This window comes from uncultured Salinicola sp., from assembly GCF_937921195.1.
GTDB lineage: Bacteria > Pseudomonadota > Gammaproteobacteria > Pseudomonadales > Halomonadaceae > Salinicola.
In genome coordinates, this window is sequence record NZ_CALFQK010000210.1 from 13,545 (window position 1) to 34,287 (window position 20,743).

The window sequence follows — 20,743 nt, forward strand, 5'->3', positions numbered from 1 at the left end:
TTGAGCACGACACGCAAACACTTTCTTCTGTTACAGGGTGTCTGCTCACCTTTTTTCGACCGGCTGGGCGCGCGGCTGCGCGAGGCCGGACACACGGTCATCAAGGTCAACTTCACCGTCGGCGACAGCGTCTACTGGCGGCAGAAAAGCACCTACGCCTACCGCGGCCAGGCCAAGGACATCCCCGAGTACCTCTCCGGCATCTGGGACCGCCACGAGATCACCGACCAGATCGTGTTCGGCGACCGCCGTCCGGTTCATCGGCGCGCCATTCTGGCAGCCCGTCGTCGCGGCATCCGCAACCACGTGTTCGAGGAGGGCTACTTTCGCCCCTTCTGGGTGACGCTGGAGCGCGAGGGCGTGAATGCCCACTCGCTGCTGCCCCGGGATCCCGACTGGTATCGCGCCGCCGGCGAGCGCCTGCCCAGCGCCGGTCGCCCCCAGGCCTTTCCCAACCAGTTCCACATGCGCGCGCGCCACGACGTGCTCTACCATCTGGCTGGCGTCGCCAACCCGTTCCTGCACCCCCACTATCGCAACCACGCCCTGGTCACCGCTCCCGTGGAGTACGCCGGCTTCGTGCTACGCAAGATTCGCATGCCCTACCTGAAACGCCGGGACAAGGAGCGCATCGAAGCGCTGATGGGTTCGGGGCGTCCGTTCTATCTGCTGCCGCTGCAACTGAAGAGCGATGCCCAGATCCGCTACCACTCGGACTACAAGAACATGCAGGAGGTGATCGGGAAGGTGGCCGCGTCCTTCGCCTACCACGCCCCGCGGGATGCGCTGCTGGTGATCAAGAACCACCCGCTCGACATGGGCCTGGCCCAGTACGCGCGGCTGATCAAGGTGCTGACCCACGAGTACGACCTGGGCGACCGCCTGGTCTATCTCGAAGGGGGGAGCCTCGAGGCGCTGCTCAAGCACGCCAGCGGCCTGGTCACGGTCAACAGCACCGCCGGCAACGTCTCGCTGGGCTTCGGCTGCCCGACCCACACGCTGGCCTCGCCGATCTACGACATGGCGGGCCTGACCCATCAAGGCACGCTGGACGATTTCTGGCACAATACGCCCGCCCCGGAAGCGGAACTGTTCCGGGCCTATCGACGAACCGTTGCCCAGACGGTCCAGATCAACGGCGGATTTTACTGCCGCCCCGGGATCGAGCTAGCCTCGGAAAACGCCCTTCAGGCGCTGCAGCGGGATCGCTCGCCGCTGCAACAACTCATGGATGAGATCGCGTCATGACCCGAATCGTCATTACCGGCGCCACCGGAGCCATCGGACAGGCACTGGCCGCCGTCTACGCCAGGCCCGGCAACCGGCTGGTGCTGCACGGCCGCCAGCGCGAGGTGCTCGAGTCGGTGACGGCCGCCTGTCGCGAATCCGGCGCCGACGTCGAATACAGCCAGGTCGACCTGGGCGACGACGACGCCCTGTTCGCGTGGCTGGATTCGCTGTGCACCCCCGCGCCGCCGGACATCGTCATCGTCAACGCCGGCATGAACATCGACATCGGCGAAGACGCCAGCGGCGAAGCGTGGGAGGACGCCAGCCGCCTGCTCGACATCAACCTGCGCGTACCGATGGCAATGGGCAACTTCCTCGGCAAGCGCATGCGCGCGGCGGGTCACGGCCAACTGGTACTGATGAGCTCGCTTGCCGCCTATCACGGCCTGCCGGTGACGCCCAGCTACAGCGCCAGCAAGGCCGGGGTCAAGGCCTACGGCGAAGCGCTGCGCGGCTGGCTGGCTTCCCGCGGCGTCGGCGTCACCGTGGTCATGCCGGGCTACGTCAGTTCGAAGATGTGCCACGAGATGCCCGGGCCCAAGCCATTCCTGTGGCAACCCGAGCGCGCCGCCCGGGTCATCGCCCGCGGCATCGAGCGCAACCGCGCCCGGATCAGCTTTCCCTTTCCGCTCGACTTCGGCTGCTGGTGGCTGGCGGTACTGCCGGCCGCGATATCGCAACGCCTGCTCAAAGGGTTCGGCTATGACCCCGGCCATGGCGACGGAGCGCAGCGATGACTCATGGATTCTGGAACGGGTTCTGGGCCACGCTGGTCTCGCTGGTCGTCACCAGCCTGTTCGAACTGCTGCTCAAGCCGCGTCCCCAGCCGCTATGGCAACGGCCGCCGGCGGCGATGGCCGTTCATCTGGCTTCCGCCACCCTCCATTTCGCGTTCTGGCTGCTGGTGGTGCAGCGCCCCTGGTTCGCGCTGGTGATCGCCGCCTCGCTGCAGATGGTGATCATCCAGGTCAACAACACCAAGTCGACCTCGCTGCGCGAGCCCTTCCTGTGCCAGGACTTCGAATACTTCGTCGACGCGGTTCGCCACCCCCGGCTCTATATCCCGTTCTTCGGCATCGGCCTGACCATCGCCGCCAGCCTGGCCGGCGCCATCGCCATCGCCATCGGCTTCTGGCTGGAGCCCTCGCTCTACGGCCATGCCGACGCGCCGTGGTCGCTGCTGGGCACGCTGGTGCTGGTCGCCGCCGCCACGGCGGTGCTGGCCTGGCAGTTGCCCCGGCTACCCGCCTGTACGCTGGAGCCCAACGACGACCTGGTCCGGCTCGGCCTCTACCCTTATCTATGGGCCTACGGCCGCCTGACCCGGCTGCCCATCGACCGCCAGGACAACGACGGCGCCTTCGCCCCGCCCGCCGGTCTCGAACCGGAGGAGATCGACCCCGCCACGCTGCCGAACGTGGTGCTGGTCCAGAGCGAGTCGTTCTTCGACCCCCGCGACTGGCATCCGGCCATTCGCCGCGAGCTGCTCGGCAGCTACGACGCGCTGGTGGCCGAAGCGCTGCAGGCCGGCCGTTTCGAGGTGCCTGCCTGGGGCGCCAACACCGTGCGCACGGAGTGCGCGGTACTGACCGGATTCACGCCGTCCCGTCTCGGCGTGCATCGCTTCAACCCCTACCACCAGCTGTCGACGCTGCCGGTCAACAACCTGGCCGGCGCACTCAAGCGCCTGGGCTACCGGACGGTCTGCATCCACCCCTATCCCGCCAGCTTCTACCTGCGCGACAGGGTCTACCCCAACCTGGGCTTCGATACCTTCGTGGACATCGCCGACTTCGACATCGCCGAGCGCGACGGCCAGTACACCGGCGATCTCGCGCTGGCGGAGCGGGTGCAAAAGCGGCTGGCGGCGGCCGACGAGAAACCGCTGTTCATTTTCGTGATCAGCATGGAGAATCACGGCCCGCTCCACCTGGAGACGGCGGACCCGAGCGTCGCCGAGCGCTGGGTCGAGGGCGGCGTTACCGACGGTTGCGAAGAGCTGACGGTTTACCTGAGGCATCTACGCAACACCGATAGTATGCTGGAACGACTCAGGGACTCTCTTGACCAGGGCGGACGGCCGGGCATTCTGGGCTTTTACGGAGATCACGTGCCGATCATGCCGAAAGTCTACGCACGGCACGGCGAGCCGGATGGTTTCACGAACTATTTCATCTGGCGGACCGCGCCCCGTTCGGGGGATAACGTGCGGATGACGCTCCCAGCCGATAAGCTGGGAACAACAATCTACGACAGGATTATCGACCACGCTGGAAAGCGCGGTGCGAATTGAGAAAGGCGTAGCCAGTGCTACGAAGCAAGGAGTCCCAATGACCAAACGCGTTGCCATCATCGGCGCGGCTCACCGGTTCCCGAGCGCTCCGACATCACAACGTTTCTGGCAAGCGCTCAAGACCGGCGAAGACCTCGTCACCACGGTCGCAGACGACCGTTGGGGCCTGGAAGCCTATCGCCACCCGGACAAGCAGCACCCCGGCACCAGCTACACCTTCGCCGCCGGCAGCCTCGGCGACATCTCCGGCTTCGACGCCGGTTTCTTCGGCATCTCGCCGCGGGAAGCCGCCCAGATGGATCCGCAGCAGCGGATCCTGCTGGAGATGACCTGGGAAGCCATGGAGGACGCCGGCATTCCCGCGCAGACACTGCGCGGCAGCCAGTGCGGCGTGTTCCTCGGCATCGCCAGCCTCGACTACTCCTACCGCATGGCCGACGACATGTCGGCGATCGACACCTCGACGGCGACCGGCAACACCTCGAGCATCGCCTCGAACCGCATCTCCTACGTGTTCGACCTGCACGGCCCGAGCATGTCGATGGATACCGCCTGCTCCTCCTCGCTGGTGGCCTTCCACCAGGCGTGCCAGTCGATCCGCAGCGGCGAGACCGAGATCGCGCTGGCCGGCGGCATCAGCCTGCACCTGCATCCGTTCGGCTTCATCATCTTCTCCAAGGCGAGCATGCTCTCGCCCACCGGACGCTGCCAGGTGTTCGACGAGTCCGGCGACGGCTACGTGCGCTCCGAGGGCGGCGGGGTCTTCCTGCTCAAGGATTACGACAAGGCGCTCGAGGATGGCGATCGCATTCTGGCCGTGGTCGCCGGCAGCGGCGTCAACACCGACGGTTTCAAGAAGGGCCTGACGGTCCCCAATCCCGACGCCCAGGTCGCGCTGATGACCCAGACCCTGGCGCGTGCCGGGCTGACGCCGGACGACCTCGACTATCTCGAGGCCCACGGCACCGGTACCGCCGTCGGTGACCCGCTGGAGACCCGCGCCATCGGCGCGGCGATCGGCCAGAAGCGCCGGACGCCGCTGCCGATCGGCTCGGTCAAGAGCAACCTCGGCCACCTGGAGACCGCCTCCGGCATCGCCGGTCTCGCCAAGGCGCTCTATGCGCTGCGCGAGCGCGAAGTCCCCGCCACCATCGGCATTCGCAAGGTCAATCCGCGCATCGACCTCAAGGGCTGGAACCTCGACATCGTCGACAAGCCGCGCAAGCTGAAGGCCGAGGGGCAACTCACCATCGGCATCAACTCGTTCGGCTTCGGTGGCGCCAATGCCCACGTCATCCTGCAGTCGCCGCCGGAAACGCCCCCGGCCGAGCGCGTCGAGGCACCGGCGCGGCGCCTGCCGCTGTGCCTGAGTGCCCGTAGCCCGGAAGCGCTGCGCGAGTTCGCCGCACGCCTCAGCGACAACCTCACGGCCGGCGACGTCTCGCTCTACGACACCGCCTACAGCCTCGCCTTCCGTCGCGAACGGCATCCCCACGCCGCGGTGCTGCTGAGCGACAACGCCGCCGACGCGATCACCCGCCTGGACGCGCTGGCCGCCGCCGAAAGCGTGCCCGGCGCCGCCCTCGGCGAGCGCGTCGATACCGGTTACGGCCCGGTGTTCGTCTACGACGGCAACGGTTGCCAGTGGACGGCGATGGGCCGCACGCTGCTGCAGGAGTCGCCGGTCTTCGCCGCTGCCGTCGACGAGGTCGACGCCCTGTTCGCGAAACACGCCGACTTCTCGCTGCGTGCCGAACTCGATGGCACCAACCAGCACGAGGCCGCGGAGGGGGTCGATCGCCTGGCCCTCACCGAGATCGCCCAGCCCGCGCTGTTCGCACTGCAGGTCGGCGTGACCCGGCTGCTCGAATCCGAAGGCGTGCGCCCCGCCGCCGTCACCGGCCACAGCGTGGGCGAAGTCGCCGCGGCCTGGGCCTGCGGCGCGCTCAGCCTGGCCGACGCCGTCAGCGTCATCTACTACCGCAGTGCCGGCCAGGGCCGCACCCGGGGCAGCGGCGAGATGACCGCCGTCGGCCTCGGCGCCGAAGCCATGCAGCGCTGGCTGGAAGACCCCGCTCACTCGGCGATCGTGATCGCCGGCATCAACGGCCCCAAGGGCGTCACCCTGGCCGGCCCCGCGGATGCGCTGGAACGCCTGGAAGCGGCGCTTTCCGCCGAGCGGATCTTCGCCAAGCGCCTGGCGCTGGACTACGCCTTCCACAGTCCGGCCATGGACCCGATCCGCCAGGAGGTCATCGACGCCCTCTCGCACCTGAAGCCCTCCGCTTCCCGGATACCGTTCATCTCGACCGTGGCCGGCAAGCCGCTGGACGGCCGTGAACTGGGCGCCGAGTACTGGTGGCTCAACATCCGCGAACCGGTGCAGTTCGCACCGGCGGTCGATTCGTTGATCGAAGCGGGGGCGCGCGCCTTCGTCGAGATCGGCGCCCAGCCGATCCTGCGCCGCTACCTGAGCGACGCCTTCTCCGCCCAGTCGGTCAACGGCAGCGTCATCGGCACGCTGAGTCGCGATCACGACGGCGCCACCGCCATGGAAGCCAGCCTCGCCGCGCTGCTGGTCAGCGGTGCCGTCTCCGCCGAGGCGTGGTTCCCGGTCAGCGGTCGTTTCGTCGACCTGCCGCGCTATCCGTGGCAGCGCGAGCGCTACTGGGTCAAGGCCACCGGTGACTCCCAGGGCCTGATGGGCCGCCACTACGAACACCCGCTGCTGGGGTATCGCCTGGCACGCCAGGGGATGGCGTGGGAGAGCCAGCTCGATACCCGCCGCCTGCCCTGGCTGGCCGATCACCGCGTCGGCGACGCCACCGTATTCCCGGGTGCTGGCTTTGCCGAACTGGCCCTTGCCGCGGCGGCCGCCGCCAAGGCATCGCCGGTGCTCGATATCGAGGCGCTGGAAATTCTCAGCCCGCTGCTGCTCGACGCCGCCCACGGCAAGAAGCTGCAACTGGAGATCCAGGATGCCGACGGCACCCTGACCATGAAGACCCGCGAGCCGGCCAGCGAGGATGCCTGGACGCTCAACGCCCGGGCCCGGATCACGGCCCAGACCCGCGGCCTGCTGCTGACCCGCCGCGGCACGCCGCTGCCCGACCGGCCGGCGGACGTCACCCGGGAGCAGCATCTGGCCATGGCCGCTCATGTCGGACTCGAGTACGGGCCGGGCTTCCAGGCGATCAGCGAAGTCTGGGTCGAGGGCGACCGGGCGCTGGGGCGCATCGATCTGCCCGCCGCCATCGCCGAGGACCAGCGCGACTGCCTGCTGGCGCCGGGCATCCTCGACAGCGCCTTCCAGCTGTTCATCCCGCTGCTGGCCGACGAGCTCGCCAAGGCAGGCGGACTGGCCTTCGTGCCCGTGCGCCTGGAACGGCTGCAACTGCAGGTCGATGCCGCGCCACCGGCCTGGATGGAAGTGCGCCTGACCAGCCGCGCACCGCACTCGCTGTGTGCCGACGTGGCGCTGTTCGATGCCACCGGCAATGCCGTGGCGGTGGTCGAAGGCGCCCGTTTCAAGGCCGCCCGCCTGCGTCACGCGGTGCAGCATCGACTCAGCTATCTCGACCATCGCCTGGTGCCGGCGCCGCGTGAAGCGGCCGCGCTGCCGCTGGACGACGCCACCGCCGAGCTGGCCCTGGCGCAACTGACCGACAACTACCGCAGCGTGACCGGCAGCCGCTACGGCGACGAGGTCGAACCGCTGCTGGAGACCCTGGTCTCGGCGCTCGTCGACGAGGCACTGCGCAGCCATGCCGACAGCGACGGACAACTGCTGGCGGGCCATTTCGATGCCGGCGCGAGCGAGGTCCGAAAGCGTCGCCAGGCGCTGGTCGAGCTGGCGCTGGCCATCGGCATCGTCACCGAGACGCCGGCCGGCTGGCAGCTGCAGGAAGCGCCGGAGATCGACGCGGCCACGGTCTGGAACCTGCTGATCCGGGACTACCCGGACTACGCCGCGCTGACCCACAGCATCGGCCGTTTCGGCCTGCATCTGGCCGACTGGCTCGAGGAGCGTCTCGACGTCGCCACGCTGGGCCTGGACGCCCCCCGCCTGACGCGCCTGGTACAGGCCGCCGTCGGCGAGCGCGGCTGGCACGCCCTGGCCGATACCTGGCTGGCCCAGTACGCCATGTCGCTCGAGCTGCTGCCGCCTCACCAGCGGCTGGTGATGCTCGAAGCCTCGGCGCTGCGCCCGCAGCTCGGCGAGCGGCTGATGGGCGGATTGCGCGGCGATCGCGCCGAGTACCGCTTCGTCGCCCTGCGCGACAGCGCCCTCAATGAAGCCGAATCCCTGGCGGAGCACGATCCCAGGGTCGACCTGCTGACGATCGACGCCGCCACTCCGGCGATCGGTGCCAATGTCGCGCTGGTCACGCTGGACGGGACCCAGGACGAGATCGACCGGCTGCTGCAGTGGTTGCCGGGACAACTGGCGGACGACGCCCAGATCGCGCTGCTGGCGCTGGGCGACACCGACTGGCAGTCGTTCCTGTCACTGGCGATGACGCACGATTCGCGCCCCGCCGATCTCGAGACGACCCGCCAGCGGCTGGAGACCCTCGGCTACCGCCAACTCGAACGTCACACGCTGGAGAACGACCAGGGCGGCCTGCAGTTGCTGACCGCCCAGGCACCGTTGACTTCCGCCACGGCGGAGACGGAACCCGACACCGCCCGTGACGACTCGGCCCATGATGCCGAGCAGTGGCTGGTGATCAGCGACGACAGCGCCCAATGGCTGGCCTCGAAGCTCGTCACCCGCTTCGAGACGCTGGGCCAGGCCGTCCACCATCTGGCCGGCAGCGAGCTGATGCCCGGCGAACTGCTGCCGCTGGCGCTGGAGTCCTTCCGCCCGAGCCAGATCGTCGACCTGCGCGGCCTGGCCAGCGCGGCCGAGGATCGCTGCGTACTGGCCGCCCAGTGGCTGCAGACGCTGGAGTCGATGGAGAGCGACGCCGCGCTGTGGTGGCTCACGCTCGGCGTGGGCGCGCATTTTTCTACCCTGCCCGAAGCCGCCTCGAACGGTTCTACGTCGGCTGATCTCTCCGGGCTGCCCGAAGACGCAGCGCAGCGGTCCAAGCTGCCCGAAGACGCAGCGCTTTGGGGCTTCGGCCGTTCGCTGCAGAACGAGGCCGGTAGCCGCCAGGTTCGGCTACTGGATCTGCCGCTGTCGAGCCGCGATTCGCTGTCCAGCGAACTGCTGGATGCGCTGCTGTTCGAGCTCAGCGTGCCGGATGCGGAGACCGAGATCGTGCTCGACGCCGACGGCCAGCGCTGGGTTCCCCGCCTCGGCCTGGCACCGGCGCCGGGCACCCGCTCCGGCGGCGAGCAGCCCGAACGCGATCGCGCCGTCAGCCTGGGCTTCGAGCTGCCGGGGCAACTGCGTCACCTGCGCTGGCAGCCCCACGATCTGCCCGCGCCGCAGCCCGGCCAGGTCGAGATCGCGGTCAAGGCCACCGGTCTCAACTTCCGCGATGTGATGTATGCGCTGGGCCTGCTCTCCGACGAGGCGATCGAGAACGGCTTCGCCGGACCGACGCTGGGCCTGGAGTTCGCCGGGGAAGTGGTCAGCGTCGGCGATCCGAACGGTTCGCTGCGCCCCGGCGATGCCGTGGTCGGCTTCGGCCCGGCGAGCTTCAGCGACCGGCTGATCGCCGACGTCAACGCGGTGGCGCCGATCCCCGCCGAGATCGGCTACGCCGCAGCGGCGACGATCCCGACGACCTTCTTCACCGTCTACTACTCACTCAAGCACCTGGCCCGGGTGCAGCCCGGCGAACGGCTGCTGATCCATGGCGCGGCCGGCGGCGTCGGCCTGGCCGCGATCCAGGTCGGACGCTGGCTGGGCGCGGAGATCTACGCCACCGTCGGCTCGCCGGAGAAAAAGGACTTCCTGCGCCTGATGGGCGTCGACCGCATCTACGACTCGCGCAGCCTGACCTTCGCCGAGGAGATCCTCCACGACAACGCGGCCGAACGCCAGGCGTCGGGAGACGACGGCAGCGGCCAGCGCCTCGGCATCGACGGTGTCGACGTGGTGCTCAATTCGCTGGCCGGCGAGGCGATCAACCAGAACCTGCGGGTCCTCAAGCCGTTCGGCCGCTTCGTCGAACTCGGCAAGCGCGACTTCTACGAGAACACCAAGGTCGGCCTGCGCCCGTTCCGCAACAACCTGAGCTACTTCGGGGTCGACTCCGACCAGCTGATGAGCGAACTGCCCGAGCTCACCGGCGAACTGTTCAGCGAGATGATGATCCTGTTCGCCGACGGCACGCTGGCGCCGCTGCCCTACATCGCCTTCGGCAGCGATCGCGTGGTCGAGGCCTTCCGCTACATGCAGCAGGCGCGCCAGATCGGCAAGGTCGTCGTCACCTACGAGCGACCGCCGACCATGGCACCTGCGCCGGCCAGGGACGTTCCGCTGACGCTGGATGCGGCGAGTACCTACGTGGTGACCGGCGGGCTCGGCGGCTTCGGCCTCGCCACCGCCGAATGGCTGGCCGCCAAGGGCGCGCGCCGGCTGCTGCTGCTGAGCCGCCGCGGCGCCGTCACCGAGGAAGCCGAGGCCGGCATCGAACGGCTGGAAGCGCTCGGCGCGACGGTCGCCGCCCGCGCCTGCGACGTGACCGATATCGCGGCGCTCGAGCGGGTCCTGGACGAAGCGCGTGAGGGCCTCGGTCCGATCCGCGGCATCGTGCATGCCGCCACCGTCATCGACGACGGCCTGATCCGCAATCTCGACGAATCACGCATCCGCCAGGCGATGGCGCCGAAGCTCGAGGGCGCCCGACACCTGGACTCGCTGACGGCGAACGACACGCTCGACTTCTTCGTCGTCTACTCCTCGGCCACCACCCTGTTCGGCAACCCCGGCCAGGCCAGCTACGTGGCCGCCAACCACTGGCTGGAAGCGTTCACCGCCAACCGTCGCGCCAACGGCCGCCCGGCCACGGTGGTGCGCTGGGGCGCGATCGAGGACGTCGGCTTCCTGGCGCGCAACACCCAGACCCGCGACAGCCTGCAGGAGCGTCTCGGCGGCCAGGCGTTGACCTCCAGCGACGCGCTGGCGGTACTCGAACGGATGCTGGTGGCCGATGTGGCCTCGCTCGGCGTGTTGGAGCTCGACTGGCGGGCGCTGGCTCGCTTCCTGCCCACGGCGGAGGCGCCGCGCTACCGGGAGATCGCCCGCACCGCCAAGGACGACGGCGGCCAGGAGGGAGACGATGACCTGCAGAAACTGCTGGCCAGCCTGTCACCGGAAGCGCTCCACACGACCCTGATAGAAGTCCTCAGCAAGGAGCTCGCCAAGATCCTGCTGATCGACGAGGAGAAGATCGATATCCACAAGTCCGTCTACGACATGGGCTTCGACTCGCTGATGGGTGTCGAGCTCGTCACCGCGCTGGAAGCCCGGCTCGGCATCCAGGTGCCGGTGATGGTGCTCAGCGAGGCCGGCACGCTGGCCAAGCTGTGCGACTACCTGATGCTCAAGCTGCGTGGCGACGACACCGAGACCGACAGCGACGAGGATGCGCTCAGCGGTCTCGCCGCCCAGCACGGCGTCGACGCCCTGCAGAACGGCGGCGGGACTCGGGACGACAGCGGGACTCGGGGGGGCCAGTCATGAGCCAGCCCCGCGACGCCCTCAAGCAGCGCCTGCTCCAGGAGGCGCGCCAGCGCCGCCAGCAGCGGCCGGAGGGAGACACCGCCCCCAAGCCCGCCGCCACCAGCGTCGACGAGCGCTTTACCCGCTTCGACCGCCATCCGGGCTACCAGCAGCTCAAGATGATGCGCGAGGGCGGCAAGCGGCTGGGTATCCCCGATCCGTTCTTCAAGGTCCACGAAAGCACCGCCGGCGCCACCACGGTGATCAAGGGGCGCTCGTGCATCAACTTCGCCAGCTACAACTACTTGGGGCTGGCGCATCATCCACGGGTGATCCAGGCCGGTATCGACGCCCTGGAGCGCTACGGCAGCTCGGTCTCCGCCAGCCGCCCGGTGTCCGGCGAACGTCCGATCCACCATGAACTGGAGCGGGCCATCGCCGACACCTACGAAGTCGAGGAGGCCGTGGTCTTCGTCAGCGGCCATGCCACCAACGTCTCGACGCTGGGCTACCTGCTCGGCCCCAAGGATCTCCTCCTCCACGACGAGTACATCCACAACAGCACCGTGGTCGGCGCGCAGCTTTCCGGCGCACGGCGCATGAGCTTCGCGCACAACGACCCGGTCGCGCTCGAGAACCTGCTGGCGCGACATCGTCGCCAGTTCGAGCGCGTGGTGGTGGTGATCGAAGGGCTCTACAGCATGGATGGCGACGCCCCGGACCTGAATCGCTTCGTCGAGATCAAGCGCCGCCACCAGGCCTGGCTGATGGTGGACGAGGCCCACTCATTCGCGGTGATGGGCGACCGGGGGCTGGGTCTGCGGGAGTACTGCGACGTGGCCTCCACCGACGTCGACATCTGGATGGGTACGCTGTCCAAGACGCTCTCCGGCTGCGGTGGCTACATCGCCGGCTGCCGGGAGCTGGTGGAGATGCTGCGCTACTTCGCACCGGGTTTCCTCTACAGCGTCGGCATGCCTGCCCAGGTCGCCGGGCCATCCCTCGCCGCACTCCAGGTGATGAAGGATGAACCCGAACGGTTGAAGCGGCTGCACGACATCTCGCGCTACTTCCTCGAGCAGGCCAGGCTCAAGGGCTTCGACATCGGCGAGAGCATCGGCGTCGCCGTGGTGCCGATCATCGTCGGCAGCTCCGTGCTCGCCGCCGGCCTGTCCGATGCCCTGCTCCACCACGACATCAACGTGCAGCCGATCCTGCACCCGGCGGTGCCCGAGAAGAGCGCGAGGCTACGGTTCTTCCTCAACTGCGACCATACCCGCGAACAGATCGACCAGACCCTCGACGTGCTGGCAACGGAGTGGAAGGCGCGGGCCAGCTAGCGTACGCCCCTCTCGAGGGCGATGAGACATGGCCTTGCCACCTGACGGGTGACAAGGCCGTTTTGCTGCCGAAGTGATCGATGACGGCAACGCACGAGTCGTGATCGCGATGCGCTGCCCTCCCATCACTGCCCTGCAAGAGCAATGAATCTCGCCTTGAAGTAACCTATAGGTTACCATCATGATATGAAGATCGAGCTTCGTGAATTCCTGCGCAAAGATGGAACGAGCCCCTACCACGAATGGTTTGCGGGGCTCGATGCCCAAGCAGCGGCAAAGGTAGCTACCGCCGAGTACCGCATGTCGATGGGCAACACCTCCAGCATAAAATGGTTCGAAGGAATCGGTGAATACCGGATCGACTGGGGGCCGGGATATCGGATCTATCTCGCTCGGGATGGCGAAGAGCTGATCATACTGTTTGGCGGGGGCACCAAGAAGCGCCAGCAGGCTGATATCGATAACGCCAAGGCACTGCGCGAGGAGTACAAACAGCGCAAGCGTCAAGCGAAGAAGGGAGAGAAATGATATGGCATTGACTCGTGACTTCAAAACGAAGATCGCTGCCCGCGTCGAGAACGACCCGGCATTCGCCAAGGCGATGCTGGACGAGGCGGTAACGCTCTTTCTCAATGGCGAGCCGGACTGCGCTCGCGTGATGCTGCGCGACCTAGTGAACGCCACCGTGGGATTCGAGGCGCTAGCCGAAGAGACCGGAAGACCCAGCAAGAGCCTGCATCGCATGTTGTCCTCCTCCGGTAATCCCGGCATGGACAACTTGGCGGCGATTTTGGGCGCCGTTCGCAAAGCATTGAAGGTCAACCTGGAAGTGCATGCCGTCAGCGCAGCTTGAGCAGCATGCTCGATCCGCGACGTGCTGGAAACGGCGTGGAAGGCGCGGGCCAGCTAGCGTACGCCCCTCTCGAGGGCGATGAGACACGGCCTTGCCACCCTGACGACTTGACGGGCGACAAGGCCGTTTTGCTGCCTAACAATGAAGGTCGCACAGGAACCTGTATTGACTATCGCCTTTCCGACAAACGGCACGCACCAGACTCGCAATATCTAGAAGCCAGCTTCCTTCTGGTGTCGAATGGCTAGCACCACGACAACATCACCATCGATACGGTAGCGGGCGACATAGCCGCTATCGCCATGATCGATCATCCAGTCCCGATACTCTGCAGGCAGATCCTCGACAAGGCGCCCGATATGGGGCAACCCCCGAGTGCCCGAACGCTTTGGATGATGGCTTTCGCAGCCCTTTCAGCCGCTGCCGGGTTCTTCGGTCGCAGAAAATCACGCGATGGCTCCAGATCCCGAACCGCTGCGGAGGCAAAAATTACTCGTGCCATGTTGGGCCTGGCACCTCGTTATCCTTGCCCCAACTGGTCAACCACTCTTCTACTTGGTCAGCGGTCACATGCATACCGGTGGCCTGGTAATGTTCCCAAGCCTTGAGCGTATCCCGTCTGAACGCTTCCTGCTTTTCTTCGCGGCCCACATATTGTTCGATAGCCTCGCGCATTAGCCAATGCGCCGAGCGCCTGCGAGCGTTAGCTAAATGCTGGATTCGATCTCTCAGGTCGTCGTCGAGCTTGATGGACGTCGGCTTCGCCATAGTGGCCTCCATAGTCAGAAGTAATACCTATAACCGCTATAAACTGGCCAAATCTGACTGTCGATGACGGCAGGCACCGATATTTCTTTACGACCGTGAGCGTTGCAACCCTGCTTACACTTCCATGCGCCTTTCGAGCCGCAGCTAGTGCAGAGGCGGCGATTACGGATCACTCATAATGGCTCCAGAGGCGAAGCACCTTCACGACCCGCGCTTCATCGAGCACCTGATAAACCAGACGGCGCTGGATATTGATTCGGCGCGAATAGGCACCCGCGAGATCGCCGACGAGCTTCTCGAACGGAGGCGGCTTCCGATACGGATCTTCCGACAGCAACGCCAGCAGCTCCTGGGTCTTGGGCTTCAGGCCGCTGGAGGCCAACTTCCGAGCATCTTTCTGGGCTTGCCTGGTATAGACCAGCTTCCACGTCACCAGTCGAGTTCCTCGGAGCACTCATCGACCGGGGTCTCCATCCCCTCACGAATGGACTCACGCATACCCGGCACAGAGAGTAGATAAAGCGTTTCCTGAATGGCGGCCCAGTCTTCCTCTGATACCAGAACCGCCCTGTTCCGCTTCCCCATGATGACGATGGGTTGGTGGGATTCGGCGGTTTCATCAATCAAACGATAGAGGTTGCCACGCGCCTCAGTTGCCGTAATTCCTGTCATGACACACTCCTTACACCTCGATATCCATAGCGTACGTTTTTCGGTACGTACGTCAAGACGCTCGTCGATGATCTGAAATGCCAAACGGATTCGACAGTCTTGGCCAGCCGGCCCGGCCATATTCGCAGGGGCAGGTTTGCGCGACCGAATCGAGACCTTCCCCCGCGCTACCGTTCAACCCTGCTGCTGCCCCGCCGCCTGTTGAATGCTGTCGATCAGCTCCTCGCCGTATTCATCGATGAAATCCTGCCAGACCGGCTGCACCGCTTCCTGGAAGGCGGCGGTGTCGACGTCGCGATTGACCTCCATGCCATCGTCCTCGAGCTGCGAGATCATCTGCTCGGTCTGGTCGATGTTCATCTGTCGCTGCATGGCGGTGGCGTCGTCGGCGGCCTTCTGCACGATCTGCTGCTGCTCGGGCGTCAGGCTGTCGAACCGGCTCTTGTTCATGGCCAGCAACAGCGCCGCGTAGGCGTGGTTGGTCATCGACAGGTACTTCTGCACCTCGTCGAAGTTGAACGACACCACGATACCCAGCGGGTGGTCCTGGGCGTTGACCACGCCGGTCTCCATGGCGGTGTAGAGCTCGTTGACCTGAATCTGCTGCGGATTGGCGCCCAGCAGCTCGAACATGTTGTTGAGCACGATGGAGTTGTTGACCCGCATGCGCAGCCCCTCGAGATCCCCGGGCTCGCGGATCGGCCCCCGGTTATTGGTCATCTCCCGGAAACCGTTCTCGGGAAACGCGAGGCCCTTGAGGCCGGCGCTCTCGAGTTCGCTCGTGACCCGATCCCCCGGCTCGCCATCGAGGGCGTTGAAGGCGGCCTGGTGGTCGGCGAACATGAATGGCAGCGTGAAGGCGGCGGCCTCGGGCACCAGCCCGGTAAAGTTGTTGAGCCCCGACAGGGTGATGTCGATGATCCCCGAGCGGGTGCCGTCGATCATCTGCGAGTCGTTGCCCAACTGGCCGTTGGGAAAGATCTGCACCTTCAGCTCGCCATGGCTGGCGCTCTCCACCTCCTCCTTGAACTTCTCCGCCAGGGTCTGCTGCAGATCGCTCTGCGGTGCCGGATGCGCGAAACGCAACGTCGTCGCGGCCATGGCGGAACTCGACACGAGCGCCAGCCCGAACAGCGTGGCGGTGGTTGCCTTGATGATCTTGTTCATGACACCTCTCCTTGCCTTGTTTTGCGCTTTCACGCCTTCAGGCGCTAGCCGATCAGCCAATGCATCGGCACCGTGATGATCTGAGGCACCAGCACGAACAGCGCCAGCAGACCGATGTACACCAGAACGAAGGGATAGACCCCGCGCACCGCGTTGGTCATGGTAGTGTTGCCGACGCCGCAGACCACGTTGAGTACCGTGCCCACGGGCGGCGTGATCAACCCGATGCAGCAGTTGATGACGAACATCAGGCCGAAGTAGATCGGATCGATGCCCGCCGCCTTCACCAGCGGCATGAACAGCGGCACCAGGATCAGGATGGCGGGCGCGAGATCCATCACCATCCCGACCAGCAGCACCACCACCATGATCGCCGCCATCAACAGCTTCGGATCGTCCGCCAGCGGCCCCAGCAGGCCGGCGAGCTGCTGCGGCAACTGGGCGATGGTGATCACCCAGGAAGCGACCATCGCCGCGCCGACCAGGAACATCACCAGGGCGGTGGAACGCCCGGCGCGGATCAGCACCGCCAGCAGCTTGCGCGCATCCAGCTCGCGATAGACCACGGCGGAGACGACGATGGCGTAGACCGCCGCCACCACCGCTGCCTCGGTGGGCGTGAAGACCCCGAAACGGATCCCGACGATGATGATCACCGGCAGCAGCAGCGCCCAGACGCTGTCGCGCAGCGCCTTCAGCCGCTCGCCGCGGGTGGCCTTCGGCTGCGGCTCGAGATCCGATTTACGCATCATGAAGCGCCAGGTGATCATCAGCGCCAGGCCCATGAAGAGCCCCGGCACGATCCCGCCGATGAACAGCTTGGCGATGGAGAGATTGCCCGCCACCCCGAGGATGATCAGCGGCAGCGAGGGCGGAATCACCGGCGCGATGATGCCGCCGGCGGCCAGCAGCCCCACCGAGCGGGAGGCGGGATAGCCGCTCTTGCGCATCATCGGATAGAGGATGCTGACCAGCGCCGCCGCGTCCGCCACCGCCGAGCCGGAAAGCCCGGCCAGCAGCAGCGAGGTGATGATGGCCACGTAGCCCAGCCCGCCGCGCCAGTGCCCCACCAGCGCCATCGCCAGGCGCACGATACGATCCGACAGGCCGCCCACGGCCATCACCTCGCCGGCCACCATGAAGAACGGGATGGCCAGCAGGGCAAAGTTGTCGACGCCGTTGATCAGCGACTGGGAAACGATGTCGGCGCTGAACATGCCCATCTGCAGCATCAGCGCCCCGGCCGCCGCCAGCAGGGCGAAGGCCACCGGCAGGCGCAGCAGGATGGCGCCGATCAGTACCGCCAGAAACAGCGCCAGGGTCATGGTCTGGTCTCCCGGTCATGCGCGCTGTCGACGCCGGGCGCTTCGACACCTGAAGCCCCGCTGCCAGCAGCCCCGACGCCGGGCGCTTCCGAATATCCCGGACGCAGTAGCCCGAGCGTCGCGGTCACGCTCATCAGCGCCCCGGAGACGACGCCGGCGAGATAGAAGAGCCCACTGGGCAGGCCGGTGAGCGGCGAGATGTTATGCCAGTTGGCCAGCGTCTGGCGCCAGCAGCCCACCAGCAGCATGAGCGCGGCAATCAGGATCACCAGCCACAGCAGCCGCCCCAGGACCAGGCGCACCGGTCGCGGCAGCCGATCGAACAGCTCGCCGACCGCCAGGTGCTCGCCCTCCTTCAGGCAGAGCGAAGCCCCCAGCATGACGATCCAGACGAATCCCAGCCGCGACAGCTCGATGCCGGGGCGCAGCCCGGAAGCGAACCCGTAGCGCAGCACCACGTTGACGAACACCAGGATCATCATCGCCGCCATCAGCGCGGCGATGGCCCACTCGATTCCACGCCAGAAAGTCCGAACCGCCGTCATCGTTGCCTCCCGCCCTCTCGGGTCAGCCTGTCATCGCTCGCGCCCGTCGCCGGGCAGACGATCGAGCTCGGCGATATAGCGCTGCGTCACGGTGAGGTCCTCGTCGCCGAAACCGCGCCGTCCCAGATCCTCGTAGAGCGCCGCCAGGGTGGTCAGCTGAGGTGCCACCACCCCGCCCCGCGCCGCCTCGTCGGTGGCGAAGCCGAGATCCTTGATCATGTAGCGGGCCAGGCCGGACGGGGTGTAATCCTTGTCGATCAGGCGCTGCCTGCGCGACGCTAGGAAACGCCCGCCGGCATAGCCGCCCCCGAGGCAGTCGAGCAGCCTGGCCAGATCGAGCCCGGCGCGCTCGGCAATCACCGTGGCCTCCGCCAGCGCCACCATGGTCGAAGCGACCACCATCTGGTTGCAGGCCTTGGCCACCTCCCCGGCCCCCAGCGGCCCCAGCAGCACCGGCGTGCCGAAGGTCTCCAGCAGCGGACGGGCAACGGCGAAGGCCGCCTCGTCGCCCCCGACCATGATCGAGAGCGTTCCCGCCTCGGCACCATCGGCGCCGCCGGAGAGCGGCGCGTCGAGCAGCCGGACCCGGCCGTCGGTACGCGACTCGAGTTCGGCGGCCAGCTCGCGGATGCCGGCCGGCGACGAGGTCGAACAGATCACCAACAGCAGCGACTGGGAGAGCCCCGCCAGCAAGCCCTCCTCGCCTTCGAGCAACTCCCGCAGCTGCGGCAGGTCGGGCAGGACGGTGATGATCACGTCACTGGCCGCGGCCAGCTCCCGGGGGCTGTCGCACCATTCGGCACCGGCATCCAGCGCCGGCCCGATCCGGTCCCGCGAGCGGCCGTGAACGCTGACCCGGGCAGCAACGCCCGACGCCAGCAGGTTGCGGGCCATCGGCATGCCCATGCTGCCAAGCCCGATCATGCCCACCCGTCGCCGGTCAGCGGCGCCAGGACCGATTCCAAAGGTCTCCTCGAACGTCGCCATGGCATCGTTCTCCTAGTCGCGACCGCCGCCATCGGCGGCGAGGTTCATGGGATTGGCGATGCGCGCGGCCATCGCCTGGAGCGCTTCCACCGCCCGCGTCTCGATCTCGTCGTCGCAGCGCTCCTGCATCAGCGACGTACCCAGGGCGTAGGCCTGCTCGCCGCTGTACTGGGGCGCGACGGTCACCGCCAGCCCGCGCACGCCCGGGAAGACCTCGCCCAGGTCGCGACCGTGGCCACGGCTGCGCACCGTGCCAATCTTCTCCACCAGGGCGTCGAGATCGGTCACCGAGCGATCGGTCCAGGCGGGGCGCGTGGCGGGGTCGGCAAAGCGGCGGCGAATCTCGTCGTCGTCGAGTCTCGCCAGCAGTGCGTTGCCCACCGCCGTGATCGAGGCGGGAAAGCGACTGCCGATACTGGCGGTCATGCGCAGCGGCATGCGCCCGGCGTGGGCGGCGAGATAAAGCACCTCGGTGCCGTCGAGCACCGCCAGCTGGCAGATCTCGTCATGCAGCAGCGGGGTCTCGTTGCAGGCCTGGTAGAACGCCTGTACCGGGTCGTCGGTGCGCAGATAGGCGCCGCCCAGCTCCACCAGCCGCCGCCCCAGCCGGTAGCCGTTGCCGCTGCGGGCAATCAGCCCATCGGCTTCCAGCGTCAGGCAGATGTTGAACAGCGACGAGCGGGCCACCGAGAGCTGGCGCGCCATCTCGCTGACGCCCTGGGGGGTGCCGCCAGCCTTCTCCAGCAGCGCCAGCACTCGAATCGCCCGGCTCACCGCCGGCGTTCGCTCGCCCTCGCCCGCCATCAGTAGAACTCCACGGTGTCGACGCGGTTGAGCAGCGGCTCGCCGTCGAGATAGCGGCGCGCGTTGTCGACGAACAGCTCGGCGATGAGGCGATCCTCCGCCTCGCTCAACGCCGCGGTATGCGGTGTCAGCAGCACATTGGGCAGATCCCACAGCGGCGATCCGGGGTCCAGCGGCTCCACGGCGGTGACGTCGAGCACCGCGAGCCCCACCTGGCCGCGCTCCAGCGCGCGGATCAGCGCCGGTTCGTCGATCACCGTGCCGCGCCCCACGTTGACGATGGTCGCGCCGGGCTTCATCGCCGCCAGCAGGGCGTCGTCCACCATGCCCTGCGTGGCGGCGGTGCCGGGCAGCGAACTCACCACCGCGTCGGCGCGACCCACCGCCTCATGCAAGCGATCGGGGGAGACGATCTCGTCGACATGCTCGACCGGGCGCTGGTGACGCGACACGCCCATCACATACGCACCCAGCAGCGACAGCTTGCGCGCCACTTCGCGACCGATGCCGCCCAGCCCCAGCAGCAGCACGCGCTGTTCGCTGACCTGCCCCATCATCCAGCGCCCGCTCCAGTGGTGAGCGCGCTGCTGGTCGAGAATCCGCGGCAGCTGCTTGGCACCGGCCAGCACGCCAAACACCGCGTACTCCGCCAGCGGGCCACCATGGACCCCGGCTGAAGTGGTGAAACGCACCCGCGCCAACTGCTCGGCGGAGAGGTTGGCCGCTTTCACCTGGCCGCCGCCGCCAGCCGCCATGATATGCACCCAGCGCAGCACCGGGTTGGCCTCGACGGCACGGGCCAACCGGGCGGGGTCGACATCGGGTATGCCGTAGAGCACCTCGGCTTCGGCGAGCAGCGCGTCGAAGCGGGCCTCCTGCTCCGGGGTACGCCGGAAAGCGGGATCGCCGCCAAAGTCCGCCGGGTGACGCATGGGCGGCAGCAGCGACTGATCCCGCATCAGCGCGAGGCGAGGCTCGCGGGCCTCGATCCATTCGCACAGTTCCTCGCTCAGCGGCGTCGCGACCGCCACGCGTAGCTTGCCCTCGTTCATGAACCGTCCGCCTCTCCAGAGTTCCA

17 protein-coding genes are annotated in these 20,743 nt (G+C 67.2%); 7 read left to right on the top strand and 10 right to left on the bottom strand.

Features of this window, described 5'->3' with window-relative positions; genetic code table 11:
• The 7 genes from Q0602_RS24485 to Q0602_RS24515 all read left to right on the top strand — a co-directional run bounded on the left by Q0602_RS24485 (position 1) and on the right by Q0602_RS24515 (position 13,397).
• Positions 1-1,248: a capsular biosynthesis protein gene (locus Q0602_RS24485; RefSeq protein ID WP_298848795.1), complete on the top strand. Its 1,248-nt coding sequence runs from the start codon at positions 1-3 to the stop codon at positions 1,246-1,248.
• Entirely contained in the window at positions 1,245-2,027 is a 783-nt protein-coding gene (locus tag Q0602_RS24490) for an SDR family oxidoreductase (RefSeq protein WP_298848797.1), read from the top strand. The genes Q0602_RS24485 and Q0602_RS24490 overlap by 4 nt, the downstream gene beginning before the upstream one ends.
• Positions 2,024-3,583, top strand: a complete 1,560-nt coding sequence (locus Q0602_RS24495; RefSeq protein ID WP_298848800.1) for an LTA synthase family protein — start codon at positions 2,024-2,026, stop codon at positions 3,581-3,583. Before Q0602_RS24490 ends, Q0602_RS24495 begins: the two co-directional genes overlap by 4 nt.
• A 37-nt stretch (positions 3,584-3,620) precedes the next feature.
• A complete protein-coding gene (locus Q0602_RS24500) occupies positions 3,621-11,225 on the top strand; it encodes a type I polyketide synthase (RefSeq protein ID WP_298848802.1) in 7,605 nt (2,534 codons plus the stop codon).
• Complete coding sequence (locus Q0602_RS24505) at positions 11,222-12,544, top strand: aminotransferase class I/II-fold pyridoxal phosphate-dependent enzyme (RefSeq protein ID WP_298848804.1); 1,323 nt, start codon at positions 11,222-11,224, stop codon at positions 12,542-12,544. Before Q0602_RS24500 ends, Q0602_RS24505 begins: the two co-directional genes overlap by 4 nt.
• A gap of 186 nt (positions 12,545-12,730) precedes the next feature.
• Positions 12,731-13,072 carry a type II toxin-antitoxin system RelE/ParE family toxin gene (locus tag Q0602_RS24510; RefSeq protein WP_298848807.1) on the top strand — a complete coding sequence of 114 codons (342 nt, stop codon included), beginning with the start codon at positions 12,731-12,733 and terminating at the stop codon, positions 13,070-13,072.
• Position 13,073: 1 nt separating this feature from the next.
• Complete coding sequence (locus tag Q0602_RS24515; protein WP_295038236.1) at positions 13,074-13,397, top strand: transcriptional regulator; 324 nt, start codon at positions 13,074-13,076, stop codon at positions 13,395-13,397.
• Between the two features lie 212 nt (positions 13,398-13,609).
• Here Q0602_RS24515 and Q0602_RS24520 read toward each other — a convergent pair whose 3' ends face one another.
• From Q0602_RS24520 to Q0602_RS24565, 10 genes are all read right to left on the bottom strand, one after another.
• On the bottom strand, positions 13,610-13,711 hold the full coding sequence (locus Q0602_RS24520) for a type II toxin-antitoxin system RelE/ParE family toxin (protein WP_298848850.1): 102 nt from the start codon (positions 13,709-13,711) through the stop codon (positions 13,610-13,612).
• A gap of 175 nt (positions 13,712-13,886) precedes the next feature.
• Positions 13,887-14,165 (bottom strand): CopG family ribbon-helix-helix protein, encoded by a 279-nt coding sequence (locus tag Q0602_RS24525; protein WP_298848810.1) that lies wholly within the window; start codon positions 14,163-14,165, stop codon positions 13,887-13,889.
• 169 nt (positions 14,166-14,334) lie between these two features.
• Positions 14,335-14,598, bottom strand: coding sequence for a Txe/YoeB family addiction module toxin (locus Q0602_RS24530; RefSeq protein WP_298848812.1), 264 nt, complete (start codon positions 14,596-14,598; stop codon positions 14,335-14,337).
• The gene (locus tag Q0602_RS24535; RefSeq protein WP_295038248.1) at positions 14,595-14,837 is read right to left on the bottom strand and encodes a type II toxin-antitoxin system Phd/YefM family antitoxin; all 243 of its coding nucleotides are present in this window, start codon (positions 14,835-14,837) and stop codon (positions 14,595-14,597) included. The genes Q0602_RS24530 and Q0602_RS24535 overlap by 4 nt, the downstream gene beginning before the upstream one ends.
• 174 nt (positions 14,838-15,011) lie before the next feature.
• Positions 15,012-16,004: a DctP family TRAP transporter solute-binding subunit gene (locus tag Q0602_RS24540; protein ID WP_298848813.1), complete on the bottom strand. Its 993-nt coding sequence runs from the start codon at positions 16,002-16,004 to the stop codon at positions 15,012-15,014.
• 44 nt (positions 16,005-16,048) lie between these two features.
• Positions 16,049-17,329, bottom strand: coding sequence for a TRAP transporter large permease subunit (locus Q0602_RS24545; RefSeq protein ID WP_295038254.1), 1,281 nt, complete (start codon positions 17,327-17,329; stop codon positions 16,049-16,051).
• Positions 17,326-17,874: a TRAP transporter small permease gene (locus tag Q0602_RS24550; RefSeq protein ID WP_298848814.1), complete on the bottom strand. Its 549-nt coding sequence runs from the start codon at positions 17,872-17,874 to the stop codon at positions 17,326-17,328. Before Q0602_RS24550 ends, Q0602_RS24545 begins: the two co-directional genes overlap by 4 nt.
• 30 nt (positions 17,875-17,904) lie before the next feature.
• Entirely contained in the window at positions 17,905-18,861 is a 957-nt protein-coding gene (locus Q0602_RS24555) for an NAD(P)-dependent oxidoreductase (protein ID WP_298848815.1), read from the bottom strand.
• A gap of 12 nt (positions 18,862-18,873) precedes the next feature.
• A complete protein-coding gene (locus tag Q0602_RS24560) occupies positions 18,874-19,665 on the bottom strand; it encodes an IclR family transcriptional regulator (protein ID WP_298848816.1) in 792 nt (263 codons plus the stop codon).
• The gene (locus Q0602_RS24565; protein WP_298848818.1) at positions 19,665-20,717 is read right to left on the bottom strand and encodes a D-2-hydroxyacid dehydrogenase; all 1,053 of its coding nucleotides are present in this window, start codon (positions 20,715-20,717) and stop codon (positions 19,665-19,667) included. Before Q0602_RS24565 ends, Q0602_RS24560 begins: the two co-directional genes overlap by 1 nt.
• Positions 20,718-20,743: the final 26 nt, after the last annotated feature.